The following is a 15,537-nucleotide window of genomic DNA, read 5'->3' as shown; positions in this document are numbered from 1 at the left end:
GCATTGCCTTTAACGGATAAAAGGCGTAAATGGGCGACAATTTCGCGAAAAACCAGGGCTCAGAGGGCGTTTCAACCAGCCTTTAGGCAAATTGACATTCGAATTTATCCCTCTATAGTGGTGCGGGCCCTGCGTGGGGGGTCTGTCTGATGATTTCAAGCATTAATAGGAGGCCACATGGCTGACAAAAAAGCGCAGTTGGTCATCGAGGGCGCAGCCCCCGTCGAGCTGCCCATTTTAACCGGCACCGTTGGTCCCGATGTTATCGACGTCCGCGGGTTGGGGGCTACTGGTCACTTCACCTTCGACCCCGGCTTCATGGCGACCGCCTCGTGCGAGTCGAAGATTACCTATATTGACGGCGACAAGGGTGTCCTGCTGCACCGCGGCTACCCGATCGAACAGCTCGCCGAAAAATCGGACTACCTGGAAACCTGCTACCTGCTGCTCAACGGCGAACTGCCCAATGCCGAGCAGAAGGCCCAGTTCGTCAGCACCGTGAAGAACCACACCATGGTTCACGAGCAGCTGAAATCCTTCTTCAACGGCTTCCGCCGCGACGCCCACCCGATGGCGGTGATGTGCGGCGTGGTCGGCGCCCTGTCGGCGTTCTATCACGACTCTCTGGACATCAACAACCCGCAACATCGCGAAATCTCCGCGGTGCGCCTGGTCGCCAAGATGCCGACCCTGGCCGCGATGGTTTATAAGTACTCCATGGGCCAGCCGATGATGTACCCGCGCAACGACCTGTCGTACGCGGAGAACTTCCTGCACATGATGTTCAACACCCCGTGCGAGATCAAACCGATCAGCCCGGTGCTGGCCAAGGCGATGGACCGGATCTTCATCCTCCATGCCGACCACGAGCAGAACGCCTCCACTTCCACCGTGCGCCTGGCAGGCTCCTCGGGCGCCAACCCGTTCGCCTGTATCGCTGCCGGCATCGCCGCGCTGTGGGGCCCTGCCCACGGCGGCGCCAACGAAGCCGTGCTGACCATGCTCGATGAAATCGGCGATGTCTCGAACATCGACAAGTACATCGCCAAGGCCAAGGACAAGAACGATCCGTTCAAGCTCATGGGCTTCGGTCACCGCGTGTACAAGAACCGCGACCCGCGCGCCACCGTGATGAAGCAGACCTGCGACGAAGTCCTGAGCGAACTGGGCATCAAGAACGACCCGCAGTTGGAACTGGCCATGCGCCTGGAAGAGATCGCCCTGACCGATCCGTACTTCATCGAGCGCTCGCTGTACCCGAACGTCGACTTCTACTCGGGCATCATCCTGAAGGCGATCGGTATTCCGACCAGCATGTTCACCGTGATCTTCGCCCTGGCACGTACCGTGGGCTGGATCTCGCACTGGAAGGAAATGCTCTCCAGCCCGTACAAGATCGGCCGTCCGCGCCAGCTGTACACCGGTTGCGAGCAGCGCGACATCGTTGACCTGAAGGACCGCAAGTAAGGGTTGCCCGGCAACACCGAACGCGTCTTCGAAAAAGGCCACCCCTGCGGTGGCCTTTTTTCATGGGCGCCCTACCCTTGCAGAAACGCCGCCACCCGCTGCGCAGCCGCCTGCAAATGCTGCTCATGGGTGAACCCGGACGCCTTCAGCGGCTTGAGATCATGATCCCCGGCCGCCAGCCAGCAGACCTCGATCGAGGGCGAAAGCACATAGCTTTGCACCGCCTCCCGGTTACCCAAGGCATCACGCTCCCCCTGGACGATCAAGGTACGCGTACGCAGCCCCGCCAGGTGCTCGACCCGAGGTTTGTCCGGCTTGCCCACCGCATAGAACGGATACCCCAGACACACCAGGGCGTCAGCACCCAGCTCATCGACCAAGAGGCTCGCCATGCGCCCGCCCATGGACTTGCCTCCGATCGCCAGCGGCCCCGTGACCAAAGGCCGCACCTGAGCGTACACCTGGCGCCAGCAATCGAGCAGCACCGCCTGCGGATTGGGCGGGCGCTTGCCACCCCCAACGCGGCGCTGCGCCATGTAGGGAAACTCGAAACGAACCACCCCTACCCCTTGCTCCGCCAGGCCTTGCGCCATCTCCTCCATGAACGCGCTGTCCATCGGCGCGCCTGCACCATGAGCCAGGATCAGGCACCCCTTGTAACCCAGCCCTTTCCCGACCCGAGGGGGATCGCAGCGCAAGCCTGAGACATTTCCCACCTGCGCCCATTGATCCCCGTCAATACCGGCAATGTGCCCATTACTCATGCTTCGCCTCGCTATCTAGCCTGCCTATAACCGTGGATGGGAACCCATACATGAACACAACCAGCAGTACCGCCTATAACTACAAGGTGGTCCGCCAATTCGCCATCATGACGGTGGTGTGGGGAATCGTCGGGATGGGGCTCGGCGTATTCATCGCCGCACAGCTCGTCTGGCCCGCCCTCAACTTCGACCTCCCATGGACCAGCTTCGGCCGCCTGCGACCACTGCACACCAATGCGGTGATCTTCGCCTTCGGCGGCTGCGCCTTGTTCGCCACCTCCTATTATTCGGTGCAACGCACCTGCCAGACCACCTTGTTCGCGCCACGCCTGGCGGCGTTCACGTTCTGGGGCTGGCAACTGGTGATCCTGCTGGCAGCTATCACCCTGCCGCTGGGCTACACCAGCTCCAAGGAGTACGCCGAGCTGGAATGGCCGATCGACATCCTGATCACCATCGTCTGGGTCGCCTACGCCGTGGTGTTCTTCGGCACACTGATCAAGCGCAACACCAAACACATCTACGTCGGCAACTGGTTCTACGGCGGCTTCATCCTCACCGTGGCGATGCTGCACATCGTCAATAACCTGGAAATGCCGGTCAGCCTGACCAAGTCCTACTCGCTGTACGCCGGCGCCACCGACGCGATGGTGCAATGGTGGTACGGCCACAACGCCGTAGGCTTCTTCCTGACTGCAGGCTTCCTGGGCATGATGTACTACTACGTGCCCAAGCAGGCCGAGCGCCCGGTGTATTCCTATCGCCTGTCGATCGTGCACTTCTGGGCGCTGATCACCCTGTACATCTGGGCCGGCCCGCACCATTTGCACTACACCGCGCTGCCTGACTGGGCGCAGTCGCTGGGCATGATCATGTCGCTGATCCTCCTGGCCCCGAGCTGGGGCGGCATGATCAACGGCATGATGACCCTCTCCGGGGCCTGGCACAAACTGCGCAGCGACCCGATCCTGCGTTTCCTGGTGGTGTCGCTGGCCTTCTACGGCATGTCCACCTTCGAAGGCCCGATGATGGCCATCAAGACCGTCAACGCCCTCTCCCACTACACCGACTGGACCATCGGCCATGTCCATGCTGGCGCCCTCGGCTGGGTGGCGATGATCTCCATCGGCGCGCTGTACCACACCATCCCGAAAGTGTTCGGCAAGGAGCGCATGTACAGCATCGGCCTGATCAACGCGCACTTCTGGCTGGCGACCATCGGCACCGTGCTGTACATCGCCTCGATGTGGGTCAACGGCATCGCCCAGGGCCTGATGTGGCGTGCGGTCAATGCCGACGGCACGCTCACCTACTCCTTCGTCGAGACGCTGGTGGCCAGCCACCCAGGTTTCATCGTCCGCTTCGTCGGCGGCGTGATCTTCCTCACCGGCATGCTGCTGATGGCCTGGAACACCTGGCGCACCGTGCGTGCACCCGCCACTGCCGCCGCCCCTGCGAACGCCCAGCTGGCCTGAGGAGACAAGCCTGATGAAACACGAAGTCATCGAGAAAAACGTAGGCCTGCTGGCACTGCTGATGGTGTTTGCCGTCAGCATCGGCGGCCTGACCCAGATCGTCCCGTTGTTCTTCCAGGACGTGACCAACAAGCCAGTCGAAGGCATGAAGCCCTACACCGCCCTGCAGCTCGAAGGCCGCGACATCTACATCCGCGAAGGTTGCGTAGGCTGCCACTCGCAGATGATCCGCCCGTTCCGCGCCGAGACCGAGCGCTACGGCCACTACTCGGTCGCCGGCGAAAGCGTCTGGGACCACCCGTTCCTGTGGGGCTCCAAGCGTACCGGGCCTGACCTGGCCCGCGTCGGCGGCCGCTACTCCGACGACTGGCACCGCGCGCACCTGTACAACCCGCGCAACGTCGTGCCGGAGTCGAAGATGCCGTCCTACCCATGGCTGGTCGCACAGAAGGTCGACGACAGCCACACCGACACCAAGATGCGCACCCTGCGCACCCTCGGTGTGCCCTACACCGACGAGGACATCGCCGGTGCCCGCGATGCGGTCAAGGGCAAGACCGAAATGGACGCCCTGGTGGCCTACCTGCAGGTGCTGGGCACCTCGATCAAGAACAAGAGGTAAGCGATGGAACTGTCACTGGATATCGGCATGATCCGCGGCCTGGGCACGTTGATGGTGATGATCGCCTTCATCGGCCTGAGCCTGTGGGTGTTCAACCGTCGCCGCGACCGCGACTTCGCCGAAGCGCGCCTGCTGCCCTTCGTCGATGACCGCCTGCCCCCAGCCGGGCAGGAACCTGCCACAAGGAGTAACCAGTAATGACCACCTTCTGGAGTACGTACATCAGCGTACTGACCCTCGGCAGCCTCATCGGCCTGACCTGGCTGCTGCTCGGCACCCGCAAGGGCCAGAGCAGGAACACCACCGATCAAACCATGGGCCACAGCTTCGATGGCATCGAGGAATACGACAACCCGCTGCCCAAGTGGTGGTTCTGGCTGTTCGTCGGCACCCTGGTGTTCGCGGTCGGATACCTGATCCTCTACCCGGGCCTCGGCAACTGGAAAGGCGTGCTGCCGGGTTATGAAAATGGCTGGACCCAGGTCAACGAATGGCAGAAGGAAATGGACAAGGCCGACGCCAAGTTCGGACCGATCTTCGCCAAGTACGCCGCCATGCCCGTGGAAGACGTGGCCAAGGACCCGCAAGCGCTGAAGATGGGCAGCCGCCTGTTCGCCTCGAACTGCTCGGTGTGCCACGGCTCCGACGCCAAAGGCGCCTACGGCTTCCCCAACCTCACCGACAAGGACTGGCGTTGGGGCGGCGAGCCGGAGACCATCAAGGCCTCGATCATGGATGGGCGCCACGGCGTGATGCCGGGCTGGGCCGAGGTGATCGGCGAACAAGGCGTGGCCGACGTGGCCGCCTTCGTGCTGACCAACCTGGACGGCCGTAGCCTGCCGCAAGGCGCCAAGGCCGACCCGGCCAAGGGCCAGGAAATCTTCGCCGCCAACTGCGTGGCCTGCCACGGGCCTGAAGGCAAAGGTACCCCTGCCATGGGCGCACCAGACCTCACTCACCCGCAGGCGTTCATCTACGGCTCGAGCTTCGCCCAGCTGCAGCAGACCATCCGCTACGGTCGCCAGGGCCAGATGCCAGCCCAGCGCGAGCTCCAGGGTAACGACAAGGTCCACTTGCTTGCCGCCTATGTCTACAGCCTCTCGCAGGACGACACGGCCGAAACCGTGACTGTCAAATAACACCCCTTCGCGGGCAAATCCTCTCCCACAGGGTTGGCGCTAATCCCTGTGGGAGCTGGCTTGCCCGCGAAAGGGCTGCCCCCGCAATACCCCCTGCTCAACCTACCCTCCTTGCACCCCCCTCGAACAGAACTAAGCTTGTTGCCTCATATAGGCTTCGCTCACAACGAGCGGAGCAGACGTGGCGCATGGCCTGTCGCCGCTCTAGAAAAAAGCTTGACCGATCGATCAGAAAAAGGCGAAAAACGGTACACATTACAAACATTTATTTGTGTACAATCATCCAGCCCCTAAACCGCGGGACGGTGGTGGAAAGGGCCTGGACACGGGTCGGCGCAAGCATTCTTGCGTTGCCATAACCCTAGTGGTTATCGATACTTGCGCCGATTTTCGACCAACAAGAACACCCTAAACCGTGGAACCTTAGAATGAGCACTGCAATCAGTCCGACTGCTTATAACTATAAGGTCGTCCGCCAGTTCGCCATCATGACGGTGGTCTGGGGGATCCTTGGCATGGGGCTCGGCGTCTTCATCGCCTCGCAACTGGTATGGCCCCAGCTGAACCTGGACCTGCCATGGACGAGCTTCGGCCGCCTTCGCCCGCTGCACACCAACCTGGTGATCTTCGCCTTCGGGGGTTGCGCACTGTTCGCCACCTCCTACTACGTGGTGCAGCGCACCTGCCAGACCCGGCTGATCTCCGACAGCATGGCCGCCTTCACCTTCTGGGGTTGGCAGGCGGTGATCGTCGGCGCCCTGATCACCCTGCCGATGGGCTACACCACCACCAAGGAATACGCCGAGCTCGAGTGGCCGCTGGCGATCCTGCTGGCCATCGTCTGGGTCACCTACGGCTTGGTGTTCTTCGGCACCATCGTCAAGCGCAAGACCAAGCACATCTATGTCGGCAACTGGTTCTACGGTGGCTTCATCGTGGTCACGGCGATGCTGCACATCGTCAACCACATGTCCCTGCCGGTCAGCTGGTTCAAATCGTACTCGGCCTACTCCGGCGCCACCGACGCGATGATCCAGTGGTGGTACGGCCACAACGCCGTGGGCTTCTTCCTGACCACCGGTTTCCTGGGCATGATGTACTACTTCGTACCCAAGCAGGCCGAACGCCCGATCTACTCGTATCGCCTGTCGATCGTGCACTTCTGGGCGCTGATCACCCTGTACATCTGGGCCGGCCCGCACCACCTGCACTACACCGCGCTGCCTGACTGGGCACAGTCGCTGGGCATGGTGATGTCGATCATCCTGCTGGCCCCGAGCTGGGGCGGCATGATCAACGGCATGATGACCCTCTCCGGGGCCTGGCACAAACTGCGCACCGACCCGATCCTGCGTTTCCTGGTGGTGTCGCTGGCCTTCTACGGCATGTCCACCTTCGAAGGCCCAATGATGGCCATCAAGACGGTCAACTCGCTGTCGCACTACACCGACTGGACCATCGGCCATGTCCACGCCGGCGCGCTCGGCTGGGTGGCGATGATCTCCATCGGCTCGGTCTACCACATGATTCCCAAGCTCTACGGCCGCCAGCAGATGCACAGCGTCGGCCTGATCAACGCGCACTTCTGGCTGGCGACCATCGGCACCGTGCTGTACATCGCCTCGATGTGGGTCAACGGCATCACCCAGGGCCTGATGTGGCGCGCCATCAACGACGACGGCACCCTCACCTACTCCTTCGTCGAAGCCCTCCAGGCCAGCCACCCGGGCTACATCGTCCGTGCCCTGGGCGGTGCGTTCTTCGCCTCCGGCATGCTGCTGATGGCTTACAACGTCTACCGCACCGTCCGCGCCTCGAAGCCGGCCGAGGCTGAGGAAGCCGCCAAGATCGTCGTCGTGGGAGCTCACTGATGAAACACGAAGCAGTCGAGAAGAATATCGGCCTGCTGGCCTTCTTCATGGTCATCGCCGTCAGCGTCGGTGGCCTGACCCAGATCGTCCCGCTGTTCTTCCAGGACGTGACCAACAAGCCGGTCGAGGGCATGAAGCCGCGAACCGCGCTGGAGCTCGAAGGCCGCGACATCTACATCCGCGAAGGTTGCGTAGGCTGCCACTCGCAGATGATCCGCCCGTTCCGCGCCGAGACCGAGCGCTACGGCCACTACTCGGTCGCTGGCGAAAGCGTCTGGGACCACCCGTTCCTGTGGGGCTCCAAGCGTACCGGGCCTGACCTGGCCCGCGTCGGTGGCCGCTACTCCGACGACTGGCACCGCGCACACCTGTACAACCCGCGCAACGTGGTACCGGAGTCGAAGATGCCGTCCTACCCGTGGCTGGTCGAGAACAAGCTCGACGGCAAGGATACGCCGAAGAAGATGGAAGTCTTGCGCACCCTGGGCGTGCCCTACACCGACGAGGACATCGCCGGCGCCCGCGACGCGGTCAAGGGCAAGACCGAGATGGACGCCATCGTGGCGTACCTGCAAGGCCTTGGCACCATCATCAAGAGCAAGCGGTGACACTGATGGATATCGGGATGATTCGCGGCCTGGGCACCGTCGTGGTGATGGTGGCCTTCGTTGGCCTGGCGCTGTGGGTGTTCAACCCACGGCGCAAGAAGGAATTCGACGAGGCGACCCGGTTGCCGTTCGCCGATGACCCCGAGGCCAGCCAGCACGTCGAGCAAGCGCAAGCGAAAGCTTCTAGGAGCAACGAACAATGACAACCTTCTGGAGTCTGTACGTCACCGTCCTGACCCTGGGCACCATCTTCTCTCTGACCTGGCTGTTGCTTTCCACTCGCAAGGGCCAGCGCGAGGAAGCCACCGACGAGACCGTCGGCCATGCCTTCGACGGTATCGAGGAATACGACAACCCGCTGCCCAAATGGTGGTTCTGGCTGTTCGTCGGCACCATCGTGTTCGCCCTGGGCTACCTGGTGCTTTACCCGGGCCTGGGTAACTGGAAAGGCATCCTGCCGGGCTACCAGTACCTGGATAACGAGAAGAAGACCGAGTTCGCCAACGGCCAACCAGGCTGGACCGGCGTGCACGAGTGGGAAAAGGAAATGGCCAAGGCCGACGCCCGCTTCGGGCCGATCTTCGCCAAGTTCGCCGCCATGCCCATCGAGGAAGTGGCCAAGGACCCGCAAGCGCTGAAGATGGGGGGCCGCCTGTTCGCCTCCAACTGCTCGGTGTGCCACGGCTCCGACGCCAAGGGCGCCTACGGCTTCCCCAACCTGACCGATAACGACTGGCGCTGGGGCGGCGAGCCGGAGACCATCAAGACCACCATCATGAATGGTCGCCACGGCGTGATGCCGGCCTGGGCCGAGGTGCTCGGCGAGCAGGGCGTGGCCGACGTCGCCGCCTTCGTGTTGACCAACCTGGACGGGCGCAGCCTGCCGGAAGGCGCCAAGGCCGACCCGGCCAATGGCCAGAAGCTATTCGCCGCCAACTGCGTAGCCTGCCACGGCCCCGAGGGCAAGGGCACCCCAGCCATGGGCGCGCCGAACCTGACCCACCCGCAGGCGTTCATCTACGGCTCGAGCTTCGCCCAGCTGCAACAGACCATCCGCTACGGTCGCCAGGGGCAGATGCCAGCCCAGGCGCAGATGCAAGGCAACGACAAGGTCCACCTGCTGGCGGCCTACGTCTACAGCCTCTCGCACCAGGAACAGGAAACGGCCAAGGCCGAGTGAGTGTGTGACCCAGGCCCCGCCAGCGACCCTGCCGGGGCCTTTTTCTTGAGCAGGGTTCGGCGTTGCCTGTTCTGGCACTATCGCCGGCAAGCCGGCTCCCACAGATTCGGAGTGGGAGCCGACTTGCCGGCGATGAAGCCAGACAATTTCAACCGCTTGATGACTTGAATCAATTGACAGCCGCCTTTACACGATCCACGCCATAAACCCAATGCGACTAAAGGTCGCGGCGCGCCCTTTGCCTGCCAGCACAGGCGTATCATGGGCCGCAGAGCGCTAGCAGAATGCGCAGGACTGCGGCCGGCACGTACTGGCCGCGGCATTTCTCCACTGCCGTGGGACACGATGATGAGCAAGCAAATTCCGGTACATGATGTCACCCCACCCGCCAAGAAAGGCCAGGAATCCCTCGACCTCTATGCCTCCCGGGAAAAGATCTACACCCGCGCCTTCACTGGCGTGTTCCGCAGGCTGCGGATGGTCGGCGGAGCGATCCTGTTCCTGCTTTACTTCGGCACCGTGTGGCTGAACTGGGGCGATCATCAGGCCGTATGGTGGAACCTGCCCGAGCGCAAGTTCTACATCTTTGGCGCCACCATCTGGCCCCAGGACTTCATCCTGCTCTCGGGCCTGCTGATCGTCGCCGCCTTCGGCCTGTTCTTCATCACCGTGTTCGCCGGCCGTGTGTGGTGCGGCTATACCTGCCCGCAAAGCGTCTGGACCTGGATCTTCATGTGGTGCGAGAAAGTCACCGAGGGCGACCGCAACCAACGCATGAAGCTGGACAAGGCGCCGATGAGCGCCAACAAGCTGCTGCGCAAGACCGCCAAGCACAGCCTATGGCTGCTGATCGGCTTCGTCACCGGCATGACCTTCGTCGGCTATTTCTCGCCGATCCGCGAACTGGTCAGCGAATTCTTCACAGGCCAAGCCGATGGCTGGGCCTACTTCTGGGTCGGTTTCTTCACCCTCGCCACCTATGGCAATGCCGGCTGGCTGCGGGAGCAGGTGTGCGTGCACATGTGCCCGTACGCGCGGTTCCAGAGCGTGATGTTCGACAAGGACACCCTGATCGTTTCCTACGACCCGCGCCGCGGCGAAACCCGCGGACCACGCAAGAAGGACATGGATTACAAGGCCAAGGGCCTGGGCGACTGCATCGATTGCACCATGTGCGTACAGGTCTGCCCGACCGGCATCGACATCCGTGATGGCCTGCAGATCGAATGCATCGGCTGCGCGGCGTGCATCGACGCCTGCGACAACATCATGGAGAAGATGAACTACCCCAAGGGCCTGATCAGCTATACCACCGAGCACAACTTGTCCGGGCAGAAGACCCATATGCTGCGCCCGCGCCTGATCGGTTACGCCTTGGTACTGCTGGTGATGATCGGCCTGCTGGTCACCGCGTTCGCCACCCGTTCGCTGGTGGGCTTCGACGTCAGCAAGGACCGCGTGCTGTACCGCGAGAATGCCCAAGGGCGAATCGAGAACGTGTACAGCCTCAAGGTCATGAACAAAGACCAGCGCGACCATGTTTACGTGCTCGATGCCGCCGGCCTGCCAGGCCTGCAGCTCGAAGGCCACCGCGAGGTGCGAGTCGCCGCCGGCGATATCGTCAGCCTGCCGGTGCAATTGTCGGTCGCCCCCGAGCAATTGCCCTCGACCACCAACGAAATCACCTTCATCCTCAAGGACGCCGACGACAGCGCCACCCAGGTTGAAGCCAAGAGCCGTTTCATCGGCCCGCAAATCCGCTGAGAGAGAACGACATGCCTGCCGCAACCGCCGCCAGCCCATGGTACAAGCACCTCTGGCCCTGGATCATCATCGGCATCCTGACCACCTCGGTCTGCCTGAGCCTGACCATGGTCAGCATTGCCGTGCGCAACCCGGACAACCTGGTGAACGACAACTACTACGAGGCCGGCAAGGGCATCAACCGTTCCCTGGACCGGGAACTGCTGGCCCAGACCCTCAACCTCAAGGCCAGCGTGCATCTGGACGAGCTGACCGGCGAAGTCCAGGTGCGCCTGAGCGGCGAGAGCGACCCGCAGGCGCTGGAACTGAACCTGATCTCACCGACCCAGCCGGAGCGCGACCGCAAGGTGCAACTGGCCCGTGTCGAGCCAGGCCGTTATGTCGGCCAGCTGGAAGACAAGGTCGAAGGCCGGCGCTTCGTCGAGCTGCTGGGCAACCAGGACGGTCGCGTGTGGCGGCTGTTCGAGGAGGAGAAAGTCGCCCATGGGGTGAACCTGGAACTGGGCGATGAGGCCCTGCAGGGTGCCGAGCACCAGGAATAGCGACACCGCCTCGCACCTTGTGGGAGCGGGCTTGTCCCGCGATGGCGTCAGCTCGGGCACCTCCTTTAGCCGAACCGACGCCATCGCGGGGCAAGCCCGCTCCCACAGGGTCGATGCAAACCTGAAGATTTGCGTAAGGCAACAATTCGATGACCCAACCCACGCCCTGCTACCACTGCGCCCTGCCCGTCCCCGCCAGCAGCCGCTTCACCGCAGTGGTCCTCGGTGAACCGCGACAGTTCTGCTGCCCCGGCTGCCAGGCCGTGGCCGAGTCGATCGTGGCCGGCGGCCTGGAGAGCTACTACCAGCACCGCAGCGACACCAGCGCCAACCCCGAGGCCCTACCGCGCCAGTTGCAGGACGAATTGGCCCTCTACGACCGCGCCGATGTGCAGCAGGGCTTCGTCCGCCAACAGGGCGAGCTTCGCGAAACCACGCTGATGATCGAAGGCATCAGCTGCGCCGCCTGTGGCTGGCTGATCGAGAAACATCTGCGCAACCTGCCAGGTGTGGCCGAGGCGCGCCTGAACCTGTCCAATCACCGCCTGCTGGTGGCCTGGGACGACCGCCAGGTACCGCTCTCGCACCTGCTGGCCGAGCTGCGCCAGATCGGCTACGCCGCCCACCCCTACCAGCCTGACCAGGCCGCCGAACAGCTGGCCCGGGAGAACCGCAGCGCCCTGCGCCGCCTGGGCGTGGCGGGCCTGCTGTGGTTCCAGGCGATGATGGCGACCATGGCCACCTGGCCTGAATTCAACATCGACCTGAGCCCCGAACTGCATACCATCCTGCGTTGGGTCGCGCTGTTTCTGACCACGCCCATCGTCTTCTACAGCTGCGCACCGTTCTTCAAGGGCGCCGCCCGCGACCTGCGTACCCGCCACCTGACCATGGACGTCTCGGTGTCGCTGGCCATCGGCCTGGCCTACGGCGCCGGAATCTGGACCGCCATCACCGGCAGCGGCGAGCTGTACTTCGACACGGTCGGCATGTTCGCGCTGTTCTTGCTCACCGGTCGCTACCTGGAACGCCGCGCACGGGAACGTACAGCCGCCGCCACCGCCCAGCTGGTCAACCTGCTGCCGGCCTCGTGCCTGCGCCTGGATGCCGCCGGCCACGGCGAGCGTATCCTGCTGGCGGAGCTGCGCCAGGGTGACCGGGTGCAGGTGCTGCCCGGCGCGGTGATCCCGGCCGATGGCCGCATCGTCGACGGCCGCTCCAGCATCGACGAGTCGCTGCTGACCGGCGAATACCTACCCTTGGCGCGCCAGGCCGGCGATCGGGTCACCGGCGGCACGCTGAATGTCGAAAGCCCCCTGACCGTGGAGGTCCAAGCACTGGGCCAGGACTCGCGGCTCTCGGCCATCGTTCGCCTGCTCGAGCGGGCCCAGTCGGAAAAGCCCCGGTTGGCCGAGATCGCCGACCGGGCTTCCCAGTGGTTCCTGTTGTTCACCCTGGTAGCCAGTGTCGCCATTGGCCTGCTGTGGTGGCAAATCGACGCGCCACGTGCGTTCTGGATCGTCCTGGCCATGCTGGTGGCGACCTGCCCATGCGCACTGTCTTTGGCCACGCCCACCGCCCTCACCGCAGCCACCGGCACCCTGCACCGGCTGGGCTTGCTGGTGACCCGCGGCCATGTGCTCGAAGGCCTGAACCAGATCGACACAGTGATCTTCGACAAGACCGGCACCCTGACCGAAGGCCGCCTGGCCCTGCGCAGCATCCACCCGCTAGGCCCCTTGCCCGCCGATCGTTGCCTGGCCCTGGCCGCGGCGCTCGAAAATCGCTCGGAGCACCCCATCGCGCGCGCCTTCGGCCGTGCCGCGATACCTGCCGAAGATGTCCAGACGGAGCCAGGGCTGGGCCTTGAGGGGCTGTTCGAAGGCGCGCGCCTGCGTATCGGCCAGGCCAGTTTCGTCTGCGCCCTGAGCGGCGCGCCCGTGCCGAGCGTGCCGCAACCGCGCGGCCAATGGCTGTTACTGGGCGATACCCAGGGCCCCCTGGCCTGGTTCGGTCTCGATGACCGCCTGCGTGAGGATGCTCCCGCCCTGTTGGCTGCCTGCAAGGCCCGGGGCTGGAAGACCCTGCTGCTGTCCGGCGACAGCTCACCGATGGTCGCCGAGGTGGCAACGCAGTTGTGCATCGACCAGGCCATCGGCGGCCTGCGCCCGGACGACAAGCTGGACCGACTCAAGGCCTTGCAGGCCGAAGGCCGCAAGGTGCTGATGCTGGGTGACGGCGTCAACGATGTGCCGGTACTGGCTGCCGCCGATATCAGCATCGCCATGGGCTCGGCCACGGACCTGGCCAAGACCTGCGCCGACGCGGTGCTGTTGTCCAACCGCCTCGAGGCGCTGGTGCAGGCCTTCGACCTGGCCCGCCGTACCCGACGCAACATCCTCGAGAACCTGCTCTGGGCGACCCTGTATAATGGCCTGATGTTGCCGTTCGCCGCCCTGGGCTGGATCACGCCGGTCTGGGCGGCCATTGGCATGTCGGTCAGCTCGCTGATCGTGGTTCTCAACGCCCTGCGCCTGACCCGCCTGCCCAGCGCAGCGGGCCAGCCTGCACATGAGCCCTCGACACCCGGAAGGAAACCGCTATGCCCGCCCTCTACGTCATGATCCCGGCGGCCCTGCTGATCGTAGGCGTGGCCGTGTACATCTTCTTCTGGGCGGTGGACAGCGGCCAGTACGACGACCTCGACAGCCCCGCCCACAGCATCCTGTTCGATGACCAGGACCCGCGCCACCAGGCCGCCGTGAAACCTGACCAAGCCCAAGCCGACGCAGACAAGGACTCGAAACCACGTGCCTGACCTGCTCCCGCTCATCGGCTCGGCGCTGGTTCTGGGCCTGCTTGGCGGCGGCCACTGCCTGGGCATGTGCGGCGGCCTGATGGGCGCCCTGACCCTCGCCATCCCGCCTGAGCAACGCGCCCGACGCCTGCGCCTACTGCTGGCCTACAACCTCGGGCGCATCCTCAGCTACGCCGCCGCCGGCCTGGTGCTGGGCCTTGCCGGCGTGGCGTTGGCCAGCAGCCCATTGGCTCAAGGGCTGCGCGTGGTTGCCGCGTTGTTGCTCATTGCCATGGGCCTGTACCTGGCCGGCTGGTGGAGCGGCCTGACCCGCATCGAAGCGCTCGGGCGCGGCCTGTGGCGGCACGTCCAACCGTTGGCGACGCGCTTGCTGCCGGTGTCGAGCCTGCCCCGCGCCCTGCTGCTCGGCGCCCTGTGGGGCTGGCTGCCGTGTGGCCTGGTCTACAGCACGCTATTGTGGGCGGCCAGCCAGGGCAATGCGGCCCACAGTGCCGCGCTGATGCTGGCGTTCGGGCTGGGCACCTGGCCTGTGCTGGTCGCCACAGGCCTTGCTGCCGAGCGTATCGGCACCTTGCTGCGCAAGCGTGGCGTGCGCATGGCAGGCGGATTGCTGGTGATCCTGTTCGGCCTGTGGACACTGCCCGGGCCGCACCAGCATTGGCTGATGGGGCATTGATCAGCGGCGCAGAACCGATGGCTGGCGCTACCTCTGTGGGAACAACTATCTTGAGTTGTTTGCCGGCCCTATCGCTGGCAAGCCAGCTCCCACAGGGACGGCGGTGTCCCTGAAAGCAGCGCAGGGCAAATGGGAACAACTGTCTTGAGTTGTTTGCCCCGACCCTATCGCTGGCAAGCCAGCTCCCACAGGTACGGCGGTGTCTCTGAAAGCAGCGCAGGACAAGTGGGAGCAACTGTCTTGAGTTGTTTGCCCCGGCCCTATCGCTGGCAAGCCAGCTCCCACAGGGACGGCGGTGCCTCTGAAAGCAGCGCAGGGCAAATGGGAGCAACTGTCTTGAGTTGTTTGCCTCGACCCTATCGCTGGCAAGCCAGCTTCCACAGGGACGGCGGTGTCCCTGAAAGCAGCGCAGGGCAAATGGAAACAAATGTCTTGAGTTGTTTGCCCCGGCCCTATCGCTGGCAAGCCAGCTCCCACAGGGACGGCGGTGTCTCTGAAAGCAGCGCAGGGCAAATGGGAGCAACTGTCTTGAGTTGCTTGCCCCGGCCCTATCGCTGGCAAGCCAGCTCCCACAGGTACGGCGGTGTCTCTGAAAGCAGCGCAGGGCAAAT

15 protein-coding genes are annotated in these 15,537 nt (G+C 63.8%); 14 read left to right on the top strand and 1 reads right to left on the bottom strand.

Annotation, left to right across the window (positions count from 1 at the left end):
• The first annotated feature begins 177 nt into the window (after nucleotides 1–177).
• Complete coding sequence (gene gltA / locus ACNFG0_RS07285; protein WP_196144747.1) at nucleotides 178–1,467, top strand: citrate synthase; 1,290 nt, start codon at nucleotides 178–180, stop codon at nucleotides 1,465–1,467.
• A gap of 71 nt (nucleotides 1,468–1,538) precedes the next feature.
• Here the strand turns inward: gltA and ACNFG0_RS07280 are convergent, their stop codons facing one another.
• On the bottom strand, nucleotides 1,539–2,231 hold the full coding sequence (locus ACNFG0_RS07280; protein ID WP_230381273.1) for an alpha/beta family hydrolase: 693 nt from the start codon (nucleotides 2,229–2,231) through the stop codon (nucleotides 1,539–1,541).
• Between the two features lie 50 nt (nucleotides 2,232–2,281).
• Between ACNFG0_RS07280 and ccoN (ACNFG0_RS07275) the strand changes: the two genes are divergently transcribed.
• The 13 genes from ccoN (ACNFG0_RS07275) (at nucleotide 2,282) to ACNFG0_RS07215 (ending at nucleotide 14,926) form a co-directional block, all read left to right on the top strand.
• Nucleotides 2,282–3,706 (top strand): cytochrome-c oxidase, cbb3-type subunit I, encoded by a 1,425-nt coding sequence (gene ccoN / locus ACNFG0_RS07275; RefSeq protein ID WP_416764366.1) that lies wholly within the window; start codon nucleotides 2,282–2,284, stop codon nucleotides 3,704–3,706.
• Nucleotides 3,707–3,719: 13 nt separating this feature from the next.
• On the top strand, nucleotides 3,720–4,328 hold the full coding sequence (ccoO, locus tag ACNFG0_RS07270) for a cytochrome-c oxidase, cbb3-type subunit II (RefSeq protein ID WP_196144749.1): 609 nt from the start codon (nucleotides 3,720–3,722) through the stop codon (nucleotides 4,326–4,328).
• Nucleotides 4,329–4,337: 9 nt separating this feature from the next.
• A complete protein-coding gene (locus ACNFG0_RS07265; RefSeq protein ID WP_196144827.1) occupies nucleotides 4,338–4,526 on the top strand; it encodes a cbb3-type cytochrome oxidase subunit 3 in 189 nt (62 codons plus the stop codon).
• The gene (gene ccoP / locus ACNFG0_RS07260) at nucleotides 4,526–5,467 is read left to right on the top strand and encodes a cytochrome-c oxidase, cbb3-type subunit III (RefSeq protein WP_196155544.1); all 942 of its coding nucleotides are present in this window, start codon (nucleotides 4,526–4,528) and stop codon (nucleotides 5,465–5,467) included. Before ACNFG0_RS07265 ends, ccoP (ACNFG0_RS07260) begins: the two co-directional genes overlap by 1 nt.
• A 428-nt stretch (nucleotides 5,468–5,895) precedes the next feature.
• The gene (gene ccoN, locus ACNFG0_RS07255; protein ID WP_196144751.1) at nucleotides 5,896–7,338 is read left to right on the top strand and encodes a cytochrome-c oxidase, cbb3-type subunit I; all 1,443 of its coding nucleotides are present in this window, start codon (nucleotides 5,896–5,898) and stop codon (nucleotides 7,336–7,338) included.
• Nucleotides 7,338–7,946 carry a cytochrome-c oxidase, cbb3-type subunit II gene (gene ccoO, locus ACNFG0_RS07250; protein WP_196144752.1) on the top strand — a complete coding sequence of 203 codons (609 nt, stop codon included), beginning with the start codon at nucleotides 7,338–7,340 and terminating at the stop codon, nucleotides 7,944–7,946. Before ccoN (ACNFG0_RS07255) ends, ccoO (ACNFG0_RS07250) begins: the two co-directional genes overlap by 1 nt.
• A gap of 5 nt (nucleotides 7,947–7,951) precedes the next feature.
• Nucleotides 7,952–8,149, top strand: coding sequence for a cbb3-type cytochrome oxidase subunit 3 (locus ACNFG0_RS07245; RefSeq protein WP_084854741.1), 198 nt, complete (start codon nucleotides 7,952–7,954; stop codon nucleotides 8,147–8,149).
• Nucleotides 8,146–9,126 (top strand): cytochrome-c oxidase, cbb3-type subunit III, encoded by a 981-nt coding sequence (gene ccoP, locus ACNFG0_RS07240; RefSeq protein WP_196144753.1) that lies wholly within the window; start codon nucleotides 8,146–8,148, stop codon nucleotides 9,124–9,126. Before ACNFG0_RS07245 ends, ccoP (ACNFG0_RS07240) begins: the two co-directional genes overlap by 4 nt.
• 348 nt (nucleotides 9,127–9,474) lie before the next feature.
• Complete coding sequence (gene ccoG / locus ACNFG0_RS07235) at nucleotides 9,475–10,890, top strand: cytochrome c oxidase accessory protein CcoG (protein WP_196166694.1); 1,416 nt, start codon at nucleotides 9,475–9,477, stop codon at nucleotides 10,888–10,890.
• Between the two features lie 11 nt (nucleotides 10,891–10,901).
• Nucleotides 10,902–11,432: a FixH family protein gene (locus ACNFG0_RS07230; RefSeq protein WP_196166693.1), complete on the top strand. Its 531-nt coding sequence runs from the start codon at nucleotides 10,902–10,904 to the stop codon at nucleotides 11,430–11,432.
• Nucleotides 11,433–11,581: 149 nt separating this feature from the next.
• A complete protein-coding gene (locus ACNFG0_RS07225) occupies nucleotides 11,582–14,056 on the top strand; it encodes a heavy metal translocating P-type ATPase (protein ID WP_416764365.1) in 2,475 nt (824 codons plus the stop codon).
• Entirely contained in the window at nucleotides 14,035–14,250 is a 216-nt protein-coding gene (gene ccoS / locus ACNFG0_RS07220) for a cbb3-type cytochrome oxidase assembly protein CcoS (RefSeq protein WP_196144757.1), read from the top strand. Before ACNFG0_RS07225 ends, ccoS begins: the two co-directional genes overlap by 22 nt.
• Nucleotides 14,243–14,926, top strand: a complete 684-nt coding sequence (locus ACNFG0_RS07215) for a sulfite exporter TauE/SafE family protein (protein WP_196144758.1) — start codon at nucleotides 14,243–14,245, stop codon at nucleotides 14,924–14,926. The genes ccoS and ACNFG0_RS07215 overlap by 8 nt, the downstream gene beginning before the upstream one ends.
• Nucleotides 14,927–15,537 lie beyond the last annotated feature (611 nt).

It is taken from the genome of Pseudomonas sp. NY15372, from assembly GCF_048068215.1.
Lineage (GTDB): Bacteria > Pseudomonadota > Gammaproteobacteria > Pseudomonadales > Pseudomonadaceae > Aquipseudomonas > Aquipseudomonas guariconensis_A.
The sequence above is the reverse complement of the archived record's forward strand: the minus strand, read 5'-3'. Positions and strand labels throughout refer to the sequence as shown.